This window comes from Streptomyces sp. MBT53 (assembly GCF_016654115.1).
Classification (GTDB): Bacteria; Actinomycetota; Actinomycetes; order Streptomycetales; family Streptomycetaceae; genus Streptomyces.
Window position 1 is genome coordinate 1 of sequence record NZ_JAEQAZ010000098.1, and the last position, 23,686, is coordinate 23,686.

A 23,686-nucleotide genomic window follows, 5' to 3' on the forward strand; every position below is an offset into this window, starting at 1 on the left:
GGGCAGCGGGCGTACGAGATGGTGGCCGTTGAACTCCCCGAGGTGGGCGGCGGCTTCACGGTAGTCGTCCGCCGTCCACTCGCCCTCGGACTCGTCGATCCGTTCCAGGCGCAGCGCCACGCGGCCGTCGGGCCGGCGTTCGACGGCCAGGGGCCGTGGTGGGCGCAGCGGCAGTCCCACGGCAGGCGGCCACTCGCCCGAGGCGACGGCCTCGTAGAACCGCTGTTCGCGGGCCCAGTAGTGGCAGTCGCCCTCGTCCCGCCCGGTCCCCGGTCCCATGCCGTGCACATTGCCCGCGTCCGGGGAGAGCACCTTCAGCACGTGCGCGGGCAGGCCGTCGCCGGCCGGTATCCGCGTCACCCCCTCGGTGGAGGAGCCGAAGTGCCGCAGTGCCACGGAGGCGTCCGCGGGGCCGCTCAACGCGTCCGCACCAGGCTCGTGAGCCGCTCGCGCAGCTGCGGCCACTCCTGGGCGAGCACGCTGTAGACGGCGTTGTCCCGGACGGCTCCGTCGTACCCGGCCTGGGCCTGGCGCAGCACTCCGTCCAGGTGGGCGCCGAGCCTCTCCAGTGCCCTTCGGGAGCGTTCGTTGCGCGCGTCGGTGCGGAAGGTGACGCGATGCAGCCGCCAGCGGTCGAAGGCGACGTCGAGCAGTAGCAGTTTCGCCTCGCGGTTGACGCCGGTGCGCTGGGCGTCGTGGGCGAGCCAGGTGTATCCGATCCGTCCGTTCGTCCGGCTGCCAGGCGGGGCGGGTGCGGTGTTCCTGGCGCCAGCGCCAGTGCTCGAAGTAGCAGAAGCGGGTGGTGCCCACGACGCGGTCGTCCGCCCGGGAGAGGACGGCGAACGGCACCGCCTCCCGGGCGGCACGCGCCGCCCGGGCCCGCTCGACGTAGGCGTGCATGCCGACCGGGTCCGCGGGCACGTCCGTGAACCGGAACAGTCCCCGGTGCCCCTGCGCGGCCGAGACCAACGACGGGACGTGTCCGGCGGTCAGCGGCAGGAGCCGGACCAGCTTTCCCTCCAGCGCGGGGACGTCGAAGAAGTCCGCCTGCCCGCAGGGCACGTCCCGTTGCACAGGCGTGGATCTCACCGGGTGCCGCCCGTGTGCAGGAAAGGCGAACCGCCCGACGGAGCGGTACCGGTCCCGGCCAGCCGGACCTCGCGGTCCAGCAGGGCGAGCCGTCCGTTGGCGAGCAGCAGCCGGTCGTTGGAGTACATCATGGAGGCCGAACGCAGGTCCCGGAACGCCCGCTCCAGAGGGGTGTGCGGAGAGCGGGTGTACCCATGGTGCAGTCCCGCGATGGAGACCAGGTCGTTCACCGCCTCGAAGGCGGTCTCGGAGACCAGTACCTTGAGCCCGTTGATGTGGAGTTGGAAGGCGGGGTCGGAGAAGCGTCCGGGCCCGTCCTCCTCGCGGGCTCGCAGTTCCTCGTACTCCACCAGGCACGTCCGGAGGAAGGCCGCCGCCCCGTCCAGCCGCAGCCGTGCCCGGGCCAGGTCGTGCACGGTGAGGTCGGACAGCCCCCGTCGGGCCCGCACGCCGGGATCGCGCAGCAGCGCGACCACACGGGCCAGCGAGCCCTGGGCGATGCCCAGCCAGACGCTGGACCAGGCGAGGTGGCCCACGGGCACGAGCGTGGCCACGGCCACCGGAGGAAAGCCGCCCGGGCCACCGATCAGCTGGTGCTCGGCCAGCCTGGCCCGCAGCCGCAGGCCCACGCTGGCCGTGCCGCGCATCCCGAGGGTCTCCCAGCCGGAGCGAAACTCGACCTGGGCGTCCCGGCGGGGTACGAACGCCAGGGACACGTCGTTGTCCTGGCTGTCGGCGCCGGTGCGCATGGTGACGAGGTAGGCGTCGGCCTCCATCCCGGCCGTCACCACCGGGGCGTCCCGCTCCAGCAGCAGCCCGTCGTCGTCCGCGCCGAGCGGGGCGCGTGCGGACAGCAGGTGTCCGCCCTTGCCCGCCTCCGTGGTGATCGACGCCAGCAGGCAGTCGCCGGCGGCCACGGCGGGCAGCACCTGCTCGCGCAGGGTCTCCCCGCCGTGCGCCACGAGGGTCGCCACCTGCTGGCAGTGCATGGCCCAGATCATCGCCGTGGACGCGCAGCCGTGCCCCAGCAGTCGGCCGACGGCCGACATGTCGGCGAGGCCGAGGTCCGGCCCGCCGTAGCGGCGGGGCACCAGGAGACCCAGCAGGCCGGTCTCACGCAGGCGCTGCACATGGACCGCGGGGAAGGACGCGGACTCGTCGGTCTTGGGCGCCGTACGGCCGAACTCCTCGGCGAGGTCGCGGGCCAGGACGCGCGCCTCCTCCGCGGTGGCGACCGGTGGCGCGCCGGACGGCGAGCTCACCGCGTCTGCCTCAGTTCGAGCACTGTGGCCCACAGCGAACCCGTCGTGCTGAACCGCTCCGCGGTCAGCAACTCCTCCGGGAAGGTGAGCTCCAGGGCTTCCTCCAGGGCCAGCATCAGGGAGATGGAACCGAGCGAGTCCAGGCCGTAGGAGCTGAGGGGGACGTCCGGCTCGGGGTGCTGTCCCGGTTCCAGACCCGGCAGGTACTCCCGTACGACGGCGAGGAACTCGGCGGTGGGAGTCTGTGTGGTGGCGTTCGCCATGTCCGTCACTGTTCTTCTTCTCCCGTGGTCTCGGGGGTGGAGTCGTGGCCGATGAGCCGCAGTGCGGCGCGGACGACGTCCGCCGCGCCGAGTACCGCCTGGCTCTCCAGCTCGCGGGCGACGGGCTGCACATCGGCGCAGGCCAGCGTCGTCAGCCGGGCGCCGGGGGCGCGTTCATGGAGTTCTGCGGCCAGACGCGGTCCGAGGGCCTGGCTGCGGGCGGCGGGGTCCACGAAGACGGCGCGGCGGGTGCGCCGCACCGACTCCTCCAGCGTCGTCCAGTCCATGGCCGGCAGGTCCAGGGCGCGCAGATCCACCACGTCGGCCCGCACGCCCCCGGCCGAGAGCCGTTCGGCGGCCTCGGCGGCCCAGGAGACGCCCAGTCCGTAGGTGAACAGGCTCACGTCGTCGCCGGTGCGCAACACTCTCGCGCCCTCCAGGGGAAGACGTGCCTCGAAGTCCTCCTCGGACAGCTCGTGCACCTGGTCGTACAGGGGCGAGAACTCCACGATGAGGACCGGATCCTCGTCCTCCAGCGCGGAGTTGAGGACACCGACGTACTCCCGGGCGTCGGCCGGTGCGTGCACCCGCCAGCCCGGGAAGGAGGCGAACAGGCCGACGGGGTTCAGCCCGTGCTGCGGGCCGTAGCCGAGCCCGGTCGGCACCTTGGTCCGTACGACGACGGGTGCCTTGGCGGTGTTGCCGTACAACGCCCGCATGATGCCTATGTGGTTGAACAGCTGGTCGGCCGCGACCAGCGCGAAACTGCCGTACATCAGCTCGACCAACGGGCGGACCCCGGCCATCGCGGCACCGCCGGCCAGTCCGGTGAACGCGGCCTCCGAGATGGGCATGTCGAGAATCCGGGTGCCCACGAGCGCCGGGTCGAGCCGCCCGGTCCGGGCGAGTACGCCGCCCGGTTTGGCGACCTCCTCGCCCAGGAACACCATGTTCCCGGTGCGGCGCAGGGCGCGAGCGATGCCTTCGCCGACGGCCTCCTGGAAGGTCATGCTGCGCAGCGTCCCGGTGCCCCCGCCGCGTCGGGCGGCGGGACGGCCGACGGATCCCGGTGCGCGCAGGAGTCTTACGGGGTCCAGGGGTTCCGGGTGTTCGGTCCGGGTGCTGTCCACCACCGCGAAGACGGCGGTCACGGCGTCGTACGCCCGAGCCGCGACTGCCTGGTTCTCGGCGTCGCACAGCACGTCCCGCGCCAGCAGGACGCGCGGCAGCGAGGCCAGCGGGTCGCGCCGCAGCCAGGTCTCCTCCTCGGCGGCGTTGCGGTAGCCGGCCGTGCTGCCGGTCAGTCCGCCGGTGTGGTCCAGGTGGCGGTACGTCTCGACCTCCAGCAGGGCCGGTCCCTCGCCTGCGCGCACGGAATCCACCAGGGTGCGAGCGGCGGTCAGCAGAGCGGCGACCTCGTCGCCCGGAACGTGCGCCGAGCGCAGGCCGTGCGCGCTCCCCTGGGTGGCGAGCGGCAGGACGGCCGACACCTCGGCGGGTCGGGTGGCCTCCGCGTAGCCGTTGTTCTCCACGACGATCAGCAGCGGCAGGTTCAGGATCTTGGCCAGGTTGGCCGTCTCGTGGAACGTGCCTTGATTGACGGCCCCGTCACCGATGAAGCACACGGCGCAGCCGCCGGTGTTCTGCAGGGACTGCGCGAAGGCGAGCCCCGCGGCCAGCGGGACCCCGCCGCCGACGATGGCGGTGGAGCCCGTGAAGCCGACCTCCGCATCCCGCAGGTGCATGGACCCGCCGGCCCCGCGGCCCACGCCCGTGGTCAGCCCCATGATCTCCGCGAACGACCCGGCCAGGTGCTTGGCCACGGTCTCGGGCAGCGGATCGGTGAGCGGGTCCCAACTGGCGGGGAGCGTGCCCGTCAGCGTACGGACCAGAAAGTGGTGGTGGGAGCGATGGCTGCCCAGCACATGGTCGTCGGGTCCGAGACAGCGCGCCACGGTGGCGGCCACCGCCTCCTGCCCCACGGCCGTGTGCACCGGGCCGGAGACCTCGCCGCGCTCCGCCCGCTGCAGCAAAGCGGTCTCGAAGCATCGCACGAAATGCATGTCGAACAGCAGCCGAAGTAATTCTGGCCGGTCAATACCGGCATACATGCCCAGGTTCTCTCGAAAGTGGGTCACCGGGCCTAAAGACGCATAGGTGTTTCCTAGCAAGTCGCTTGTCCTGTCCCCTGTGGAAAGGCTGTGAATCCCAGCCCCGCCCCGTTCAATGCCGACCTTGCTGTGAGCGATGGCGGGCACTTTAACCATGTGCTCCGGCGAGCCGCCATAACGTGTCCACAATGTGAACAGCCAAGCAAAGCAATGGCGTTGATCGCCGAATGTGGACAGTGGGACCCTCGACCGTAATGCGGTCGTGATGGTAAGTTCCCCCTCGCTCGAACCAGTTCCATGCTTTGAGACCGCCCTGTCCTCCCCGATTTGCGGGGTAATCCTGAGCGCATCACGGACAGCTGTGCGGAAGCGGAATACGTAATTCCTGGTTCCAGTCTTTCCCGAGCCCATCCGCACGCCGGAGGCGCGGGAAGTGCTGCGCATAACTGAGCCGAACACCATGGGGGAATGATGAGCTGCGGCACGAGGCGTGCGGCCTCATGAGCGAGTGCGCGGACGCCGTCGTCGTCGGCGGCGGGGTCAACGGTGCCTGCGTCGCCTACCACCTGGCGGAGCTGGGTGCGCGCCGGGTCGTGGTGCTGGACGCCGGTAACCCGGACGCGGCCACCGCCCGCTCGGGGGCCATGCTGACGCTCCATCACCACGACCTGGCCGACTCGCTGTTGGCACACGCCGGGTTACGGAGTCTGCGGGAGTTCACCGAACGGACCGGCTTGCCCACCGGGTTCACCCGCTGCGGCATCGTCCAGCTGTTTCCGCTCCGGTTCACCGACGCGGTCCGCCGCAACGTGCGGCGGCAGCAGGAGGCCGGTATCCCGATCGGGGTGCTTTCGCCCGCCGAACTCGGCGAACTGCTGCCCGCGGGCACGTTCGACGACGTCGGCTGTGCCGTCGTGGAACCGGAGAGCGGGTACGCCGCACCGTCGACGACGACCCGCTCCTATCTCCGGGCCGCCCTCCGGGCGGGAGCCGTCCTGCACCGGACGGCCGCCCACGGGCTCGTCGTGAACCGCGGCCGCGTCACAGGCGTACGTACCGGCCGGGGAAGGATCCGGGCCCCGGTCGTGGTGGTCGCGGCGGGCGCCTGGTCGCCGGAACTGCTCGCCGGGGCAGGAGTGGAACTGGCCCTGAACACACGCCGGGTGCGGATAGCCCGGTTCCGGGTCGCACCCGGTGCGTGGCGGGGACGACCGGTCCTGCTGGACCAGGTCCGCAGCAGCTGGATCCGCCCGGACACCGAGGAGACCGTCCTCGCCGGACTGGAGCTGGGCCTGCCCGCTCCGTACCCCTCGCCCGGGGAGAAGGGCATCGAGCCCTGGTACAGCAACCTCTGCCGCGGCCGGCTCACCGAGCGCTTCCCCGTCCTCGGCGGGGCCCGCGAGGACGGTGGGTGGTCCGGTCTGATCAGCATGAGCCCGGACGGCAGACCGGTGGCCGATCGTCTCGCGGAGGTCGACGGCCTCTACTGCGTGGCCGGTGACAGCGGCACCTCGTTCAAGCTGGCGCCCGTCATGGGCAAACGCCTGGCCGAGTGGATCGTCGAGGGCGCGCCCCGCGGCCCGGACCTCGCCCCGCTGACCCGGTCCCGCCTGCCCACCGCCCGGCCGTCCGACGGCTACGGACGTTTCAGCAGCGCCGCGAAGCTCGCCCGTGAGATCCGCCGGTCGCGGCAGCCCATCACGAACAGCCAAGAGGTCGATCGACGTGACAGTTGACGAGACAAGAATCATCCCCGTGGCGGCGAACGTACCGGACGCCCCCTGGCTCAACTGCGACAACGCCCATCTGGCGGCCCTCCAGCAGTTCTACGGCGTCCCCGCACCGTCCGCCGCCGTGGGCATGCAGTGGTCCTTCGCCCTTCCCTCCACCGACGCGGTCCCGGTCACACTGCGCGTCCCCGTGCTGGAGGCCGTCGCCCTGGAGACCGGGCTCGTCCTGGAGCGGCAGCGACTGGACGACGGCCCCGGCTACTACGACGCCGTGCGCGCACTGCTCGCCGAGGGCACCCCGCTCATCATCTACGGCGACGCCTTCCACATGCCCTGGCTGCCGTACTTCGGCCACGACAGCTCCGCACATCCGACAGTCCTCGTCGGCGCCACCGACGAGGAGTTCCACCTCGTGGAGGCGTACACCAACAGCACACCGTGGGGGAAGGTCGTCCCCGGCCCGGCCCGGGTCTCGCGCGCGGAGTTCGAAAAGCTCGTGGAGGCCCTCCCACCCGGACAGCGCGGCGAGATCATCGCCCTGACGGGACGGTGTACGGCGCGCCCCGCGAACCCGGCCGGGACGCTGCGCGCCAACGCCCGCTCGATCCTGGACCGCGTGGGAGAACACGGTGACCTGACCGCGTACGCCGAGTGGGCCCGCGAACACGCCGCCGACGCCCGGGCCATGGCTCTGTACGACCTCGGCTGTTGGGAGGTGACCCGGGCCCGGAGCTGTCACGCCGTCTGGCTGGGGAGGCTCTCCGACACCTGCCCGGAACTGCTCCCGCCCGGCCTCGTGCGCCGCTTCCACGAGGAGATCGACCTGGTGTGGCGCAGGGCCTCGCAGTTCGCCTTCGTCAATGCGCAGCGGGTCGCCAAGGGTGCCAAGCCCTCCTTCGTCAGCCCCGATCTGCTCTCGGGCAGGTTGGCCGAGGCCGAGCTGTCCTTCGCCCGGGACCTGCTGGCCCGGCTCGACGCGTGTGGGGTGTGAGCATGGAACGCGTCGCCGACGCCTTCCTCGCCGTCGCCGATCGGCAGCCCGACGAGACGGCGCTCGTCCATCGCGGCCGGCGCATCGGCTACGGGCACCTGAAGCAGCGGGTCCTCGAACTGGCCGCCGCCCTCGACGCCTTGGAGCCCCGGGCGCCCGTCGCACTGCACGCGACCAAGACGCCCGGGACCGTCACCGCCATGCTCGCCGCACTCGTGGCCGGCATCCCCTACGTGCCGGTGGACCCGGCCATCCCGGCCGCCAGGCGGTCGCACCAACTGCGCGACAGTGGTGCCCGGGTGCTGCTGGTGGACGACGAGGACGGCCCCCCGGCCCGCCCGCCGGCCGTCGACCCGGACTGCCCGGTCACGGTGACCCCGCTGTCCGAACTGACCGTGCCCGCCGGCGGATCCACTGGCGGCGATTTCTCGAACATCGCCAACATCCTGTACACCTCCGGGTCCACGGGCCTGCCCAAGGGCGTGCTCACCACACACGAGAACGCGACCACGTTCCTGCGCTGGGCCCAGGAACTGATCGACGTGGGGCCGCGGGAAACCGTGGCCTGTTACGCGCCGCTGCACTTCGACATGCATGTCTTCGACGTCTTCGGCACGCTCTCCCAGGGCGCCACCGTGCTGCTGTTGGACGACCGGACCATCTTGTTCCCCGAGGCGGTGTGCCGCACCCTGCGCGAGGAGCGGGCCACGCTGATGTACGCCGTGCCGTCGGCCTGGATCGGCCTGCTGCGCAGTGCCGGACTCACCGACGGAGGACTGCCCGAGCTGCGCACACTCATGTACTCGGGCGAGGAGTTCCCGGTGCCCCGGCTGCGGGAACTGGCCGCACTCCTGCCCCGGCCGCGGATCGTCAACATCTACGGCCCGGTCGAGACGAACGCGGTCACGGCCCTGGAGGTCACCTCCGAGCATCTCGCCCTCGACCGCATCCCCATCGGCCTGCCCTTCGGAGCGTCGAAGGTGTTCCTGGTCGACGCCGAAGGCCGCCCGGTCGTCCGCCCCGGCGCCGAGGGGGAGATCGTGGTCCACACCGCCACTCTGTGCGAGGGCTACCTGGGCGATCCCGAGCGGACCGCGGCGACGCGACTCGCCGTGCAGACCGACGAGGGAACGTACGAGACCTACCGCACGGGCGACTTCGGCTGCTGGGGCGAGGACGGCCTGCTGCACTTCCGCGGCCGACGGGACGGCCGGATCAAGACCCGAGGCTTCCGGGTGGAGATCGGAGAGGTGGAAGCCCGGATCCGGGCGCATCCCGATGTCGAGGACGTCGTGGTCGCCACTCGGCCGCACCCCGAACGCACCCACGAGCTGGTCGCCTTCGTCACGCTCAGCCCCGGCTGCGGGCGCACGGGTGCCGAAGTGACTGCCTGGTGCCGGGAGTTCCTGGCGCCCTACATGGTCCCCCGAGAGCTGCGACTGCTCGCGGACATGCCACGCACGGGTACGGGCAAGGCCGACCGAGTGGCACTGGCGCGGGCCGCCCGCACGGAGGAGAACAGATGACCCCGCCGTCCCTGCTGGAGAGTGTTCTGGTCGCCCTGCAAGAGGTGATCCCGGGCACCCCCGACCTCACCGCCCGTACCGAACTGCTCGACTCGGGCCTGCTGGACTCACTGGGGATCGTCTCGGTCGTGGCCGTGCTGGAGGAGCGGCACGGAGCGCAGTTCCCCCCGGAGCTGCTGGTGCCGGAGTCGTTCGCCGACGCCGCCGCCCTGACCGCCGCTCTGGCCGCGGTGCTCGCCGACAGCTCCGCGACCCTCCCCGATCCGGCCACAGGAAGGACCACGACGCGATGACCCACCACCAGGAGCCCGCTCCGGTCACCCGGCAACCCCGTGGCCCGGTGCGCAAGTTCGGCCGCGCCCTTGCGCCAGGGGTGACACTGCACGACCTGGTGCTCCCCCCGGATGTCGAGGCGGACAAGCCCTTCGTGCTCAACACCGCCGTGCTGGAGGAGGGCGCCGAACTTCCGTTGCACGCACACCCCGAGCACGAGATCTGGGTGGTGTCCTCGGGGCACGGGCGACTCGACCGGGGCGCCGAGACCCTCGACCTCACCGAGGGCGACGTCGTGCTGTTCCACTCCGGCGTGGAACACCATCTGGCGAATACCGGAGACGGGGAGCTGCGTCTGGTCTCCGTGTACTGGGGAGGCGCCGCATGACGGGAAAGGGACGCGTCCACGACCTGCTCGACCTGGCCGCAGCCCGGGATCCGGACCGTACGGCGCTGGTGACCGCCGAGCACGTGCGGACCTACGCCGGGCTGCGCGACGATTCCCTGCGCCTGGCCGGGAAGCTCGACGAACGGGGGGTACGGCCGGGTGACCGGGTCGTCCTGCTCGGCCACAACGGCGCCGCAACCGTGGCCGCGGTGCATGCCCTGTCCCGGCTGGGCGCCGCGTTCGTCGTGGTCGCGCCGTCGGTCCGGCCCTTCCACCTGCGGCACATCCTGGCCGACTGCGAGCCCGTCCTGGTCCTCGCCGACGACGACCACCGGCATCTGATCACCGAGACCGGCGCCACCGTGCCGGTCCACCCGTTGGCCCTGCCCGGGCCGGGCCCCGTGCCGGTGGTGGCCGACCGGACCGAGGCGCACGACATGGCGGCGCTCATCTACACCTCCGGGAGCACCGCACTGCCCAAGGCGGTGATCAGCACCCACGCGCAGATCCGGTTCGCCGCCGGTGCCGTACAGGAGCGGCTGGGACTGCTGGCCGAGGACGTGATCGGCTGCTTCCTCCCGCTCGCCTTCGACTACGGGCTGTACCAGGCGTTCCTGGCCTGCGCCGGCGGGACGACCCTCGCACTCGGCCGCCCCTCGGACGTGGGCCCCGGGCTGCTGGCACGGTTGCGCAACTGGAACGTCACGGTGCTGCCCGCCGTACCGTCCCTGGTCGCGGCACTGCTGAGCCTGGGCGCCCGCCGCGCCGGCCCACTGCCGGCCCTGCGGATGCTCACCAACACCGGCGCCCATCTGCCGCAGACACATGTGACGCGACTGCGCGAGCTGTTCCCCGGCCTACGCGTTCACTTGATGTACGGCCTCACCGAGTGCAAGCGGGTCTCGGTGCTGCTGCCCGAGGAACTCGACGATCGGCCCGGCTCGGTGGGCCGTCCGCTGGAGGGCACCCGGTGCCTGGTGCTGGACGCCGCGAGTCGCCCGGTCCCCCCGGGCACGAAGGGCGAACTCGTGGTCCAGGGGCGCCATGTGATGTCGGGCTACTGGCGCGCGCCCGAGCTGACGGCACACCGCTTCCGGCGGTACGAGGGCGAACGGGCGCTCTTCACCGGTGACCTGTGCTCGATGGACGAGGACGGCTACCTCTACTTCCACGGGCGGGAGGACGACATCTACAAGAGCCGCGGTTTCCGGGTCAGCGCCCTGGAAGTGGAGGCCGCCGCACTGGACGTGCCCGGAGTGGAAGGCGCGGCCCTGGTGGTGCCCGGGGCCGACCGGCCGGTGCTGTACACCGTGGGCGCGCCGGACCCGTCCGAGGTCATGGCGGGCCTGCGGGAACGCCTCGACGACCACAAGCTCCCCGTCCGGGTGCAGACCGTTCCCCGGCTGCCGCTCACGAGCAACGGGAAGGTCGACAAGAAGACGCTGCGGGAGAGCCTCGTACCCGGTGAGCCCGTGGAGGCCGCCCGGTGAACGATGTCCTCCCGCCGCCCTGGGGACCCCTGGTCGAGACGTACGGCAGCCCTCTGTACGTCTACCGGCTGGACGAGGTGCGCAGTGCCCACGCAGATCTCGCGGCGGCGCTGCCCGCCGACGCCCGGGTGCTGTACTCGCTCAAGGCCAACCCGCATCCGGCCGTCGTGGCGGAACTGGCCCGGCGGGGCTGCGGGGCCGAGGTGTCCTCCCGTTCGGAGCTGCTGACCGCGCTCGACGCGGGCATGGATCCCGGCGCGGTGCTCTACACGGGGCCGGGCAGGTCGGCGGCGGAGGCCGAGACGGCGATGCGGGCCGGGGCCCGGCTGTTCTCGGTGGACTCCGCCGCTCAATACGGCGTGCTGCGCCGGGCGGCCGCGCGGACCGGTACCGAGGCCGAGGTGCTGTTGCGGGTCAACCCGATGCGGGCCACATGGGGTTCGGGGCTGACCATGACCGGTGTCCCCTCGCAGTTCGGCATCGACGAGGAGGAACTGCTGGCCCGGCCCGAGCCGTACGCGCAGGCGGAGGGCTGCCCGGTCGTGGGCCTGCACTTCTACCTCGGCAGCAACATCACCTCCGCCGACGCGCTCGCCCGCCAGTTCGGCGACTCGCTGGAGGCGGCCACCCGGGTCTGCGGGCGACTCGGTATCCAGCCCCGGCTGCTCGATCTCGGGGGCGGCTTCCCGCGGGCCTATGCGCGTTCGGACGAAGTCCTCGACCTCGGTTCCATCGGCCCGGCCGTGCAGAAACGGCTCGCCGAGTGCTTCCCGGACCCGGCGCACCGGCCGCGCCTGCTCTTCGAGTCGGGCCGCCACCTCGTCGGCGCGGCCGGCTCGCTGATCGCCCGGGTACTGGACGTCAAGGAGTCCAAGGGCCGCACGTTCGCCGTCCTCGACTCCGGGATCAACCACCTCGGGGGCATGTCCGGGCTCGGCCGACTGCCGCGCATCGAGACCGAGTTCGTCTGCGACCCGCCACGGCAGGAGGGCGAGGAGGAGGTCCCCGTCGATGTGGTCGGCCCGCTGTGCACCCCGCTGGACTTCTGGGCGCGCGGACGGTCCGCGCGGCTGCGCGCCGGGGACCTCGTGGTGGTGCCGAACGTGGGCGCCTACGGGCTGACCGCCAGCCTGCTCGCGTTCCTGGGCCGGGACTGCCCCGTGGAGGTCGTCCTGGACGGGGACACGGTCGCCGGTGCTTCCCGCCTCGTCTACGAACGGCGCCCGCTGTCGTCGGCGCCGTGAGGCCCCAGCAGGCCGGAGGCGAGGAAAGCGTCCGCGGTGGCGGGGTCGTCCAGGGCACCGACCTCGGTCAGATACCGCACGGCCGCGCCGGCCGCAGCGGCGGCGTCGGCGATCACGCGGTCCTGGGGCAGCGACTCGGCCAGCACGCGCGTGATCTCCTCGGCCGACAGGCCGACGTCCCGCAGGGCCAGCCCGAGCGCGTCGTAGTCCGGCTCCAGGAACGCGAGGACGACATCGGGCAGCAGCAGGCCCAGCGCCCGGCGCTCCGGCCCGCTCAGGGCCGGCCAGAACACCTGCAGGACATGGCGGAAGTAGGCGTGGTGGCGTCCCTCGTCCTCCGCGTGGTCGCGCACCAGGTCGCGCACCGCGGACGCCAGCCGTACATCGTGCGGGAGTCCGCTCAGGATGGCGGAGATGAGCGTCTCGCTCACCACGCTGAACATCAGCGCCTCGACCCCCCGCAGCTCCGGGGCGAGGCGGGCGCGCACCGAGTCCAGGCGGGCCACGAAGCCCGGCAGCTCCGGCAGCCGCGGAGCGATCCCGGAAGCCACCGTCAGCTGCTCGACCAGGTCGTGGGAGAACTGGGCGTGCCAGGCCTCATCGGTGAGGATCTTGAAGGCATCGGCTCGCATCCGAGGGGGCAGGAACAGCCCGGAGCGGTCGCGGCTGATGCCCGCCACCACCGGGATGACCGCGAGTTCCTCGAGTTCGGTGGTGAAGTGCAGGTACTGATACAGGCACTGGGTGAGCACCCGCCGGACGGCCGCCGGCCCGCGCCCGGCGACGAGCGGATGGGTCGCGACCGGGGCCAGCTCCGGCGGGAACGGCAGCAGCGCGCCCGCCTCGTCCCCGTCGAGCACCCGGCGGGGCTTTCGGCGCACGCTTGCCCGGGCCTCCCAGTTCCCGAACCGGCTGTCGTATGCGGCGACGGCCCCCTGCGCGGCCCTCACGCGGACGATCTCGGCCCGCGCGAGATCCCGGTAGTGCCCCGGGCTCATGAATCCAGCTCCACCATGCCGTAGGGGTGCAACGCCTCCACGACGGCGGTCACGTCCTCCAGGGCCTCGTCGGAGGAGATTCCGTACTCCTCGGCGAGCAGCGCGGAGACCTGCGCCAGCGAGCGGTGTCCGGCGATGGCGCGCAGGATGAAGCCGGCCGACTCGGACAGTTCGACCAGCCGCTCCCCGTGCATCACCAACAGGCCCTCCTGGAGGCGGCGGATGCGCAGGTCCAGCGGCAGTCGGGGGACCGTGTCCCCGCTGAGGGAAGGGCCGTTGAGGGCATCCATGTCAGAGCACCACCTCGAAGGAGATCTTCCGGCACAGCCGTACGACGTGCTCCACCCACCGCGCCGGGTTGTCCGGGTCGTAGTCGCGCATGGTTTCCACGGACCAGTACTCGTCGAAGCCGAGGACGCTCTGCCCGACCTCGCGGAACTTGCGTGCCCGCCACTTCCAGCTGCGGTCCACCTCGCCGTGGGAGGCGAGCAGTGCGTCGACCGCGTGCCCGAAGGCCATCTTGGCGGAAAGCACCGAACTCTCCAGATCGCTCGCCCGCAGCTGGCCCACGGCGTCCTCGATGTAGGCGTCGGCCAGGTTGAGCTGCGCGGACGCCGCGACGGAACGCAGTGCCGACGACTTCACCTGCGATCGGCGTTCTTCCAGCCATGCGGCAGGCGTGAGCGGGATCGCGTACGGCAGCCGCTCCAGGAACTTCAGCTCGTGCTGGAGCGGCGAGGTCATCAGCGCCGTGGCGTTGGGATCGCCGTCGAACGTTGCCCAGGACGCCTTGTCCATCAACTGGTCGACCTGGCTGTCGAGCCAGTACTCGATGTCCCAGCGCACCTTGTCGACGTGGGTGACCTCGACGGCCACCATGTTGGGCACGAGCGCCACGGGGGCACCGATGTCGCTGCCTTCCCAGGGCCGCTCCGTGATGACGTAGATGTCGAGGTCGCTCGTGTCGTTGCCCCAGCCGCGGACGACGGACCCCGAGACGTAGACCGCCAGATGAGGCTCGGGAAGCAGACCGCGTCGGCGCAGTTCGGGCAGGCAGTCGTCGAAATGGGCAACCACAGATCAACACCTCAGCTCGGGAACCCGGTCGGGGCCGGAAGTCCGCGAGAGACTAGTCAGGCCCGCGACGCGTTTGCCATGAATTCGGCGAGAGCCGAATGGCCCCGGGATCGGAGCCCGGACACACCGAATCCGGGGTGTTTCGGAAGCCGCCGAAACGCTTGTCGGGGCCCTGCCACCGCCGTCTAGGGTCGCCGACATGACCGATCTGGCGATCAAGGCCGACGGGTTGTGCCGCACCTACCGCTCGCGTCGCGGTTGGCTCAGGCCCTCCTGGAACACGGTGGAGGCGGTGCGTGGCATCACCCTGGAGGTGAGGCGGGGCGAACTGTTCGGTCTCCTCGGCCCCAACGGCGCGGGCAAGACGACGACCATCAAGATGCTGAGCACTCTACTGCTGCCCACCGAGGGCAGCGCGAGCATCGCCGGGTTCGACGTGGTGCGCGACACCCGTGAGGTGCGTCGCCGGATCGGGTACGTCTTCGGCGGCGACCGGGGACTGTACGACCGGCTCAGCGGGTTGGACAACCTGCGCTACTTCGCCGAGCTGTACGGCGTTCCGGCGCGTGAACAGCGGTCCCGCATCGCGGAGTTGCTGGAGGTCGTCGGGCTCGCCGGCCGGGAGCGGGAGAAGGTCGAGGGGTACTCGCGCGGTATGCGCCAGCGGCTGCACCTGGCCCGTGGGCTGCTGCACCGCCCCGAGGTGCTGTTCCTGGACGAGCCCTCCATCGGAGTCGACCCGGTCGGTGCGCGCGAACTGCGGCAGACCGTCGCGGAGCTGGCGCGCAACGGCACCACCGTCCTGCTCACCACCCACTACATGGCCGAGGCGGAGGAGCTGTGCGGGCGCATCGCCGTGATCGTCGGCGGGACCATCCGCGAGCTCGGCACCGCGCAGGAGCTGAAGCGGCGGGCGGACGGACGGCGGGTGCTCAGCGCCGAGGTGTTCGGGGCCACCGACGACCACCTGGACCGCATCCGCGCGCTGCCCCCGGTCCGCGGCGTCAGTGTGGACGCTCAGGGCCTCGGCCAGCTCGTCACCGTCCAGTCGGACGCCGGGGCGGACGTCGAGCCGCAGGTGCGCGAGATCCTGCACGGCATCCGCGTCGGCCGGCTCGACACCCGCGAACCTTCCCTGGAGGACGCGTACGTCGCCATCGTCACGGCCGCCGACGAGCACCGGGCGCATCACGAGTCCGCCGCGGTGAGCGGCTGATGGGCCGGCTCCGCTGGGTGTGGGTGGCGGTCCTCCTGCACGCCAAGCAGCTGAGCCGGTCTCCACTGGAGATCGTGATCTCCCTGGTGGACCCCCTGGTGTACGCGACGCTCGCGGTGTACCTGTTCCGTGTCGGCGGCGAGCGCCACAGTGTCATCGAGGCCGCCGTGGGCGCGGGCATGATGGCGGTCTGGGCCTCGGTGCTGTTCGGCTCCGGCGGGGCCGTACAGCGGCAGCGCTGGCAGGGCACGCTGGAGCTGTTGATGCTCGCCCCGCGGCGTCCCGCCCTGTGCTTCCTCCCGATCACGCTCGCCACGGCCGTGATCGGTGTCTACGGACTGCTGGCGACGCTGCTGTGGGGCGTGGTGGTCTTCGGCATGCCGCTGCAGATCGCGAACCTGTCGGCATTCGTGGTCGCGGTGCTCGGCGTGGTGGCGAGCCTGGGCATGATGGGGCTGCTGCTCGCCTCGCTGTTCGTGCTGCTGCCCAACGCCAACGCCCTGGCCAACACGCTGAGTTACCCGGTGTGGATGCTCTCCGGGATGCTCGTGTCCCTGTCCGTGCTGCCCGGCTGGACGACACCGCTGTCCGATGTCCTGCCCACTACCTGGGGGGCGCGGGCCGTTCGGCAGGCCGCCGAGGGCGGCCCCGTGTGGCCGTCCCTCGGTGTCGGGGTGGGGCTCGGCCTGGTGTGCCTGGTCGCCGGGACGGTGTCCATGACCCGGATGGAACGACGGGCACGCGCCGCCGCGACCCTCGGCCTCGCCTAGGAGGCAGGAATGGAAACTGACATGCGGGCGCATCTGAGGCTGGTGGGCACGGGCGGGATTCTCGCCTACCGGGCCCTGTTCAACTGGGCGACCCCGCCCCTGTTCATCGGCACGCTCCTGGCCGAGCCCGTCACCCAACTGGTCTTCTTCGTCTACCTCGGTCGCCAGCTCGGTGTCGCCGACGACCGGTTCTTCATCATCGGCAACGCCGTGCTCGCCGCGTCCAAGGCAGGCGTGTACGGCGGGACGATGGCGGTGGGCAACGAGCGTCGCTTCGGCACCCTCGGCAACATCCTGCTGTCACCGCGCAGCCGGACCGTGCTCTTCCTCGGACGAGCACTGCCGTACGCGGCCAACGGGGTGTTCGTCGCCCTGTTCACGCTGGCGGCCGGCACGGCCCTGTTCGGCCTGGACGTGTCCCTGTCGGCCCTGCCCGGAATCCTCGCGGCCGTGCTGCTCGCGGCCCTGTCCTGCGCCTTCCTCGGACTGACGCTGGGCGCCCTCGGACTGCGGTTGGTGGACATCTGGATGGTGTCCAACATCGCGTACGCCCTGCTGTTGATCCTCACCGGGGTCAACGTGCCGAGCACGGCGCTGCCCTTCTGGCTGCGCACGCTCGGCCGGTTCGTCCCGGTGACCCACGCGGCCGAAGCCGCGCGAGCGGCGACCTCCGGCGGCGCCGTCGTCGGCCCGCTCGCCGCGGAGGCCGCCCTCTGTCTCGGGTTCGCCGCGCTGGCCGCCCTCCTGCTCCGTGTGTTCGAGCGGGCGGGCCGCGCCAGCGGCGCGCTGGAGACGATCTGAGACCGACCGGCCCCTGGTCCGGTCAAAGCAACGGCTCCCACCGGGAGCCGCACGGAAGGAGGTGATCGATATGCGTAAGTACAACAAGCCGGCCGTGAAGCCGGTCGACGCCAGCAACATCCTGCGTACCAACGCCTGATCCGGGCGAAGGGAATCAAGGGGGGTGCCCGGTACCGGAGCTTCCGGGCACCCCCGCCCGCCACCCTATGGAAGCGAAGAGAGGTAGTCCATGTGCGGCCTGGCCGGACTGGCACGCATCGACGGTTCGCAGTTGACGCCCGACGCGGACGCCCTGCTGGCGCGCATGGCCGACGTCATCTCGCATCGCGGTCCGGACGACCGTGACATCCTGCGCCAGGGCCCGGTGGGCCTCGCCTTCACCCGGCTGTCCCTGGTCGGACCGGACAATGGGAACCAGCCGCTGACCAGCGCGGACGGCTCGCTCGTACTCATCGCGAACGGCGAGGTGTACAACCACCGCGAACTGACCGCCCGGCTGCCCGCGGGCAGCGTGCGCACCGCTTCCGACTGCGAGGTGCTGCTGCCCCTGTACCAGCGGCACGGCAAGGACTTCCTGGACTCCGTGCGCGGCATGTACGCCGTGGTGCTCTGGGACCGCAGGGCCGATCAACTGGTGCTGGCCCGCGACCGGTTCGGCGTGAAGCCGCTCTACTACCACCGCACGGCCGAACGCATCGTCTTCGGTTCCGAGATCAAGACCCTGTTCGCCGACGCGGACACGCCCCGCAGCCTCGACTGGGCGACGGCGCTCGCCCATCCGGCGATGACCGCGGCACCGCACCTGGCCGCGCCGCAGCCGGTGAGCTGGTTCCAGGACATCCATCTGGTGCCCGCCGGCTGCGTCGTCCGTATCGACCTGTCCAACGGCACCACCACCACGCACCGCTACTGGGACTTCCCCGGCGAGACACCCGAGCTGTCCGCCTCCGACGACGAACTGGTCGAGGAGTACGGCCGGCTGCTCGCCGAGTCGGTCGCCGAGTGCGCCACCGCCGACACCGAGCTGGGCCTGTTCCTGTCCGGCGGCGTCGACTCCGCCTCCGTGGCCGCCCTGGCCGCCCGGCACACCGGACAGCTGCACACCTTCACCGTGCTCAGCGGTGCCACCTACAGCAACGGTGACGCCGAACACGCCGCCCAGGTCGCCCGGTTCCTCGGCCTGCCCAACCATCAGGTGCTGTTCGACGCCGACCGGATCCCGGACCCGGCCGAATGGCGGCGACTGGTCTGGCTCACCGAGACCCCCGAGTGCGGGCCCGAGCAGTTCTACAAGCACGAGCTGCACCGCTACGCCAAGCTGGCCCGCCCGGACCTGCGGGGCATGCTGCTGGGCTCCGCCAGCGACGAGTTCAACGGCGGGTACTCCCCGGACCTGGCCGGCGGGGGCACCTGGCAGGACTTCCAGGCACACCTCGGCGACATGGCGCTGCGCGGAGCCCTCCTGGACCGGCCCGACCTCGCCCCCTGGTGGGAGCGCGCCGGACGGCCCCTGCTGCGGGCGGGCGCGGTGGGGGAGGCCCTTCCCGACGGCTGGGGGACGGGCGAGCACGACCACTACGCCGACTACCTGGTGCGGGAGTACCGCAAGATCCAGCAGTACAACTGCTGGCACGAGGACCGTACGGCCGCGGGCAGCGGCATCGAGGCCCGGGTGCCGTTCCTGGACCATCGGCTCGTGGAGCTGTCGGGCTCCATCCCCGCCGGGCGCCGCGAGCGGCTGCTGTGGAACAAGCAGATCCTGCGGGAGAGCGTCGGAGACCTGCTGCCGTCGAACATCGTCCAGCGGGAGAAGGTCCCCTTCTTCTACGGCTCCGGCGACATGCACACCTTCCGCGTCTTCAGCCTGATGCTCGCCCAGGACAAGGGGGCGCTCCTCGACGAGGCCCTCGCCACCGAGGAGGCACGTCGCCACCTCGACGCGGACGGGCTGCGGGCCGCCGTGGCCGACCTGTCCGAACGGCCGACCATCGACGTGCAGTTCGTGCTGCGTCTGGTCAACCTCGGGCTGATGGCGAGCCTGGCCGCCGATGTGCCGCCCCCGCTGGTGTCCGTGCCCGCGGGCCCGGCCCCGACGGCCCTGCCAGTGGACGACTGGGAGGGCGGCCGGACCCGGCTGGAGGAACGCCTGGGCATCGCACCGGAGTTCACGGACGGCTTCGTGCCCGTACTCGCGCCGGGCGTGCTGCTGCTGTCCGGCGCCGAGCCCGAGGGACCGTGGTACGTCGCCGTCGACGGTGCCGTCGAGTACGTCGTGGACGAGGAGCCGTGGCTGACGTTCCTTCGGGCCGTGAACGGCGAGAGGCCGCTGGGCGAGCTGCTGCGCCTGGCCGGGGTTGAGCTGAACGAGGTGCGCGGGGAACTCGTCGGCTGTCTGGAGACGGGCCTGCTGCGCGAGGTGCCGGCGTGACGCGGGCGACGGAGGCGGCCGTGCCGCTGATCGACAAGCGGGCCACGGTGATCGTGGTCGAGGGCGTCGACGGCTCGGGCAAGAGCACCCTTGGCCGGCGCATCGCCGACACCCTGCGGCTCGGGGGCCGTTCGGCGGCCTGGTACCCCAACAAGAACCTGGCGCCGGTGCGCGACACCCTGGACGCCATCGCCCGTGAGCAGGGCCTGGCCGACCGGTTCGAACTCCTCGGCCGGGACGAGGCCCAGTTCCTCGCGTCCGTCCTGAAGTGGCGGGACATGCTCGACCTCGGCGAGGACATGGAACGCCCGGACCACATCCTCGTCCTGGACCGCTACTTCTACACCCACCTGGCGCTGGCCGCCGTCTCCGGCACCCGCAACCTCGACCGGCTGCGTCGGCTGTACGGCCTGCTGCCGCGCCCCGACCTGGTGCTGCTGCTGCACCTGCCGCCCGAGGAGGCGCTGCGCCGGGTACGGGAGCGCGGCACCGACGACAACTCCCTGGGATTCCTGCGGCGATTCGCCGCCGCCTACCGGGATCTGGAGGAGTACCGCAACGGCGAGTTCACCGTGCTGGACGCCGCGGAGGACGCGGACAGCGTCTTCGCCGCGGCCTGGCACCACGTGGTACAGGGCCCGTTCGCGGCCACACGTGCCCCCGGCATCGAGGAGAGCGTGGGATGACGAATCAGGTACCGGGTGCGACCGGGGCGGCCGTGCCGGGCACGCAGGGACTCATCGACCGCTACCGCGCCTGGCTTCCGGTGACCCCGGACACCCCGGTGGTCACCCTGCACGAGGGTGGCACACCGCTGCTGCGGGCCGATCACCTGTCCGGTCTCACCGGGTGCGAGATCTGGCTGAAGGTGGAGGGCGCCAACCCCACCGGATCGTTCAAGGACCGCGGCATGACCGTAGCGGTCAGCAAGGCGGCCGAGTCGGGGGCGCGGGTCGTGGTGTGCGCCTCGACGGGCAACACCAGCGCTTCGGCCGCGGCGTACGCGGCGCGGGCCGGGCTGAGCGCCGCGGTGCTGATCCCCAGGGGCCGTGTCGCCCTGGGCAAGCTGGCCCAAGCCGTACGGTACGGCGCCGAGATCGTGGAGGTCGACGGCTCCTTCGACGACTGCCTGCGCATCGCCAGGGACCTCGCCGACCATCACCCGGTCACCCTGGTCAACTCGGTCAACGACCACCGTCTGGCCGGGCAGCAGACCGTGGCGTTCGAGATCGTGGACGCCCTCGGCGATGCCCCCGACATCCACTGCCTGCCCGTCGGCAATGCCGGCAACATCACGGCGACCTGGCGCGGTTACGGGACATACGCCCAGGCCGGTCTCGCCACCCGGCGGCCCAGGCTCTGGGGCTTCCAGGCCAAGGGGGCGGCCCCGCTGGTCACCGGCGCCGTGGTGGCGAACCCCGAGACGGTCGCCAGCGCGATCCGGATCGGCAACCCGGCCTCCTGGCGGGGCGCCCTCGCGGCCCGCGACGAGTCCGCGGGGCTGATCGCCGCCGTCGACGACCAGCAGATCCTCGACGCCTACCGGCTGCTGGCCCGCCGGGAGGGCGTGTTCGTGGAGCCCGCCTCGGCGGCCGGCGTGGCGGGCCTGTTGGCCGAGAGCACGGCGGGCCGCCTGGAGCGAGGGACCCGAGTGGTGGTGACCGTCACGGGGCACGGTCTCAAGGACCCGGACGCGTCCATGGCCGACGGCTACACCGCGCGGGCGTGCCCCGCCGAGACCGTCGACGTCGTGCGGGCGCTGCGGCTGACGGGCGGTCGTGACTGAGCCGGAGCGGGCCGACGGGCGGGCGGAGCCGGGCGGCCCCGCACCACTGGTCGTCGTGGTCGGAGCCGGTCATTTGGGGCGGGCTGTGCTCATGAGGCTGCTCACCGCGGGACACCCCGCCGGCCGGCTGTGTGCCGTCACGCGCACAGCCGAACAGGCGCGGCTGCTCGCGGACCGTTGTTCCTGCCAGGTGACGGCCGACAGCGGGACGGCGGCGGACGGGGCCGATGTCCTTGTGCTCACCGTGCGCCCCGAGCAGGCCCGCGCAGTGCTCGCCCGGACGGCTCCCCGGCTGGCTGAGGGCGCGGCCGTCGTGTCCTTCGTGGCGGGCCTGTCCCTGGCGGGCCTGCGCGAGGTCGTCGGCACACGGGTGCACTGCCTCCGCGCGGCGACGAACGCGGTGTCGGTCGGGCGCGGCGGGACAGTGGCCCTGACGCCCGACGCGGAGCTGTCCGCAACGGACGGCGAAAGGCTCGCCTCGCTGCTGTCGGCCCTGGGCACGGTGGTGCGCGTCCCGGAGGCCCAGCAGGACATGGCCGCGTCGACCCTGGGCAGTGGCGCCGCGTTTCTCGCGGCAGCGGCAGCCGGGGTGGTCGCCGCAGCCGATGCGGTCGGCGTCGAGGGGCATACGGCGAGGCTGTTCGCGGCGGACGCGCTGGAGAGCGCGGCCGTGCTGATCCGCCGTGCCGAGCACACCGGGCAGCCCGTCTGGCACGAGCTGGCCACTCCGGGCGGCATCACCCGCGCCGGCTTGGACGTGCTCCGCGCGCACGGCATCGACAGTGCGCTGGCCGAGGCGGTGGCGGCGGCAGTGGCCCGAGCGGCGGAACTCTCCGCCGCCGCCGAACGGAACTACAGACTCCGCACAGGAAATTGATACGTCTTTTGTGAAGCGGCTTTTTCCGTCTCAATACTCGAACAGCCTCTTGTGAAACGGGTGTTGGAACGGTCAATCTGTATCTGATGCGGGTTCGCCGTCGGTGGACCAAGCCACGGGGGTATACGTGATTGAGATTCCGTTGCGGAAATCTGAGCACGGGGCTGTACGGATCGCCAGCAGTTCGCTGTGGGAGAGCTTAGGCAGTATCGGACTGCTTGCCTCTCATCGAGGTCTCGGCCCCTGGCCCTATGTCAACTGGGCCAAAAATGCCCGACGTTCACTGAACCGGTCGAATATGGTCGTCCCGGGCTGGCTCCTTTATTTGTGCTCCGCATGCGGTGGGACACTTCCCTCGTTCCTTTCTGCGGTCCCCTTTTCGACGAAGGGTGACCTGGAAGAGGAAATCGAGTTGTTGCGCGCAGTGTCACCGACCCGGGTCAGGGCAGAACTGGAGCAGTGGTTTCCGCAAGGCATACCGGTCGAAGTCGCCCCGCTCCATTCCGATCCCGGGGCAGCCGTCGCCGAGCTCTGTGCATTCCTTCCACAATATTGGCGGGCGGCGCTGGCCCCGTTCGCCGCGCCCCTGCGGGCGGCCACCGAGGAGGAGATCCTCCTGCGCGCCCGTGTCCTGGCCACCCAGGGCCAGGAGAAGCTGTTCGACAGCCTGCACGGCCGTCTGACGTGGCGCGACGATCTGCTGAGGTTGGACGTCGGCACCCTTCGTGTCACGGTGCCCGACGTTTCCCGACTGGTCATCGTTCCGCTGCTGTTCGGCCGCGGAGCCTCCTTCTTCACCGCGGCACCCGACGGTACGGCGGCCCTGTCCTACCAGGCGAAGGGGGCCGCGGTGCTCGTCGGAGAGGCTCCGCCCGACCGGCGGTCCGACGTGCCTTCCCGCGGGGACCGGCTGGAGATCCTGCTCGGCCGCAGCCGGGCCGGCGTGGTCCGCGGCCTCGTCGCGCCCACCACGACCTCGGCGCTGGCCGCGACCCTGGGCCTCGCCCCGAGTACGGTCTCCGAGCACCTCACCTCGCTGGTGGCGGCCGGACTGGTGCAACGTCGCCGGGCGGGAATGCGAGTTCTGTACGAACTGGACGGCTCCGGGGCCGCGTTGCTCGAGTACCTCGACAACCGCCACAGTGTGCTGGCGGACCGCCGGCAGGGCCTGTCCGGCGGATCGGGTCGCAGCACGGTGACGGTTCCTGATCGGCACCGGTGAGCGGGGTCCGGTGGGTGCGGCCGCAAGGCGGAGAAGACGTTGACATCAGCGGCTTCGCCGCGGGCGACGCGGAGCGATGGGACCCTCGTGATCGGGCGAAGCCGAGACCGGGGGAGAGTGACGATAACGCCGCTGGGGGTCCCC

Annotated in this window: 23 protein-coding genes; 15 read left to right on the forward strand and 8 right to left on the reverse strand. The window is 71.6% G+C overall.

The features are described from left to right. The 5 genes from JHN45_RS30330 to JHN45_RS30350 all read right to left on the reverse strand — a co-directional run. Window positions 1-420 (reverse strand): hypothetical protein (locus JHN45_RS30330; RefSeq protein WP_201051749.1); only part of this gene is annotated, 420 nt, incomplete at its 3' end. Continuing rightward, window positions 417-866: a GNAT family N-acetyltransferase gene (locus JHN45_RS53260; protein WP_201051751.1), complete on the reverse strand. Its 450-nt coding sequence runs from the start codon at window positions 864-866 to the stop codon at window positions 417-419. The genes JHN45_RS30330 and JHN45_RS53260, both read right to left, overlap by 4 nt. Window positions 867-1,085: 219 nt before the next feature. Then, on the reverse strand, window positions 1,086-2,351 hold the full coding sequence (locus tag JHN45_RS54455; RefSeq protein ID WP_200715572.1) for an acyl-CoA dehydrogenase family protein: 1,266 nt from the start codon (window positions 2,349-2,351) through the stop codon (window positions 1,086-1,088). Continuing rightward, complete coding sequence (locus tag JHN45_RS30345) at window positions 2,348-2,614, reverse strand: phosphopantetheine-binding protein (RefSeq protein ID WP_201051752.1); 267 nt, start codon at window positions 2,612-2,614, stop codon at window positions 2,348-2,350. Before JHN45_RS30345 ends, JHN45_RS54455 begins: the two co-directional genes overlap by 4 nt. A 5-nt stretch (window positions 2,615-2,619) precedes the next feature. Beyond that, window positions 2,620-4,677 (reverse strand): alpha-ketoacid dehydrogenase subunit alpha/beta, encoded by a 2,058-nt coding sequence (locus JHN45_RS30350; protein ID WP_201051754.1) that lies wholly within the window; start codon window positions 4,675-4,677, stop codon window positions 2,620-2,622. A 548-nt stretch (window positions 4,678-5,225) separates the two neighbouring features. On the opposite strand from JHN45_RS30350, the gene JHN45_RS30355 reads away from it, so the two are divergent. From JHN45_RS30355 to JHN45_RS30385, 7 genes are read left to right on the forward strand one after another with little or no spacing between them, the layout of a single operon-like run. Continuing rightward, window positions 5,226-6,461 (forward strand): FAD-binding oxidoreductase, encoded by a 1,236-nt coding sequence (locus JHN45_RS30355; protein ID WP_201051756.1) that lies wholly within the window; start codon window positions 5,226-5,228, stop codon window positions 6,459-6,461. A gap of 19 nt (window positions 6,462-6,480) precedes the next feature. Continuing rightward, entirely contained in the window at window positions 6,481-7,446 is a 966-nt protein-coding gene (locus tag JHN45_RS30360) for a BtrH N-terminal domain-containing protein (protein WP_201051758.1), read from the forward strand. A gap of 2 nt (window positions 7,447-7,448) precedes the next feature. Further along, the gene (locus JHN45_RS30365) at window positions 7,449-8,972 is read left to right on the forward strand and encodes an amino acid adenylation domain-containing protein (RefSeq protein WP_200715567.1); all 1,524 of its coding nucleotides are present in this window, start codon (window positions 7,449-7,451) and stop codon (window positions 8,970-8,972) included. Further along, the gene (locus tag JHN45_RS30370; RefSeq protein ID WP_201051759.1) at window positions 8,969-9,265 is read left to right on the forward strand and encodes a phosphopantetheine-binding protein; all 297 of its coding nucleotides are present in this window, start codon (window positions 8,969-8,971) and stop codon (window positions 9,263-9,265) included. Before JHN45_RS30365 ends, JHN45_RS30370 begins: the two co-directional genes overlap by 4 nt. Continuing rightward, window positions 9,262-9,633: a cupin domain-containing protein gene (locus JHN45_RS30375; RefSeq protein ID WP_200715565.1), complete on the forward strand. Its 372-nt coding sequence runs from the start codon at window positions 9,262-9,264 to the stop codon at window positions 9,631-9,633. Before JHN45_RS30370 ends, JHN45_RS30375 begins: the two co-directional genes overlap by 4 nt. Continuing rightward, the gene (locus tag JHN45_RS30380) at window positions 9,630-11,123 is read left to right on the forward strand and encodes a class I adenylate-forming enzyme family protein (RefSeq protein WP_201051761.1); all 1,494 of its coding nucleotides are present in this window, start codon (window positions 9,630-9,632) and stop codon (window positions 11,121-11,123) included. Before JHN45_RS30375 ends, JHN45_RS30380 begins: the two co-directional genes overlap by 4 nt. Further along, window positions 11,120-12,367 carry a type III PLP-dependent enzyme gene (locus JHN45_RS30385; RefSeq protein WP_201051763.1) on the forward strand — a complete coding sequence of 416 codons (1,248 nt, stop codon included), beginning with the start codon at window positions 11,120-11,122 and terminating at the stop codon, window positions 12,365-12,367. The genes JHN45_RS30380 and JHN45_RS30385 overlap by 4 nt, the downstream gene beginning before the upstream one ends. Here JHN45_RS30385 and JHN45_RS30390 read toward each other — a convergent pair. The 3 genes from JHN45_RS30390 to JHN45_RS30400 are packed head-to-tail and all read right to left on the reverse strand — an operon-like array spanning window position 12,334 to window position 14,442. Next, the gene (locus JHN45_RS30390) at window positions 12,334-13,365 is read right to left on the reverse strand and encodes a diiron oxygenase (protein WP_200715562.1); all 1,032 of its coding nucleotides are present in this window, start codon (window positions 13,363-13,365) and stop codon (window positions 12,334-12,336) included. The two genes, JHN45_RS30385 and JHN45_RS30390, sit on opposite strands and share 34 nt — an antisense overlap. Then, window positions 13,362-13,655, reverse strand: coding sequence for a PqqD family protein (locus JHN45_RS30395; RefSeq protein ID WP_200715561.1), 294 nt, complete (start codon window positions 13,653-13,655; stop codon window positions 13,362-13,364). The genes JHN45_RS30390 and JHN45_RS30395 overlap by 4 nt, the downstream gene beginning before the upstream one ends. 1 nt (window position 13,656) lies before the next feature. Beyond that, the gene (locus tag JHN45_RS30400; protein ID WP_200715560.1) at window positions 13,657-14,442 is read right to left on the reverse strand and encodes a hypothetical protein; all 786 of its coding nucleotides are present in this window, start codon (window positions 14,440-14,442) and stop codon (window positions 13,657-13,659) included. 199 nt (window positions 14,443-14,641) lie between these two features. On the opposite strand from JHN45_RS30400, the gene JHN45_RS30405 reads away from it, so the two are divergent. The 8 genes from JHN45_RS30405 to JHN45_RS30440 all read left to right on the forward strand — a co-directional run bounded on the left by JHN45_RS30405 (window position 14,642) and on the right by JHN45_RS30440 (window position 23,542). Further along, window positions 14,642-15,658, forward strand: a complete 1,017-nt coding sequence (locus tag JHN45_RS30405; RefSeq protein WP_201051765.1) for an ABC transporter ATP-binding protein — start codon at window positions 14,642-14,644, stop codon at window positions 15,656-15,658. Beyond that, window positions 15,658-16,428 (forward strand): ABC transporter permease, encoded by a 771-nt coding sequence (locus JHN45_RS30410; RefSeq protein ID WP_201051767.1) that lies wholly within the window; start codon window positions 15,658-15,660, stop codon window positions 16,426-16,428. The genes JHN45_RS30405 and JHN45_RS30410 overlap by 1 nt, the downstream gene beginning before the upstream one ends. 9 nt (window positions 16,429-16,437) lie before the next feature. Next, window positions 16,438-17,229, forward strand: a complete 792-nt coding sequence (locus tag JHN45_RS30415) for an ABC transporter permease (protein WP_200715557.1) — start codon at window positions 16,438-16,440, stop codon at window positions 17,227-17,229. Between the two features lie 229 nt (window positions 17,230-17,458). Then, window positions 17,459-19,657 (forward strand): asparagine synthase (glutamine-hydrolyzing), encoded by a 2,199-nt coding sequence (asnB, locus tag JHN45_RS30420; RefSeq protein ID WP_201051773.1) that lies wholly within the window; start codon window positions 17,459-17,461, stop codon window positions 19,655-19,657. Beyond that, a complete protein-coding gene (locus JHN45_RS30425; protein ID WP_200714367.1) occupies window positions 19,654-20,343 on the forward strand; it encodes an AAA family ATPase in 690 nt (229 codons plus the stop codon). Before asnB ends, JHN45_RS30425 begins: the two co-directional genes overlap by 4 nt. Further along, the gene (gene thrC / locus JHN45_RS30430) at window positions 20,340-21,443 is read left to right on the forward strand and encodes a threonine synthase (protein WP_201051775.1); all 1,104 of its coding nucleotides are present in this window, start codon (window positions 20,340-20,342) and stop codon (window positions 21,441-21,443) included. The genes JHN45_RS30425 and thrC overlap by 4 nt, the downstream gene beginning before the upstream one ends. Continuing rightward, on the forward strand, window positions 21,436-22,320 hold the full coding sequence (locus JHN45_RS30435; RefSeq protein ID WP_201051778.1) for a pyrroline-5-carboxylate reductase: 885 nt from the start codon (window positions 21,436-21,438) through the stop codon (window positions 22,318-22,320). Before thrC ends, JHN45_RS30435 begins: the two co-directional genes overlap by 8 nt. A 127-nt stretch (window positions 22,321-22,447) precedes the next feature. Beyond that, on the forward strand, window positions 22,448-23,542 hold the full coding sequence (locus tag JHN45_RS30440; protein ID WP_201051779.1) for a helix-turn-helix transcriptional regulator: 1,095 nt from the start codon (window positions 22,448-22,450) through the stop codon (window positions 23,540-23,542). Window positions 23,543-23,686: the final 144 nt, after the last annotated feature.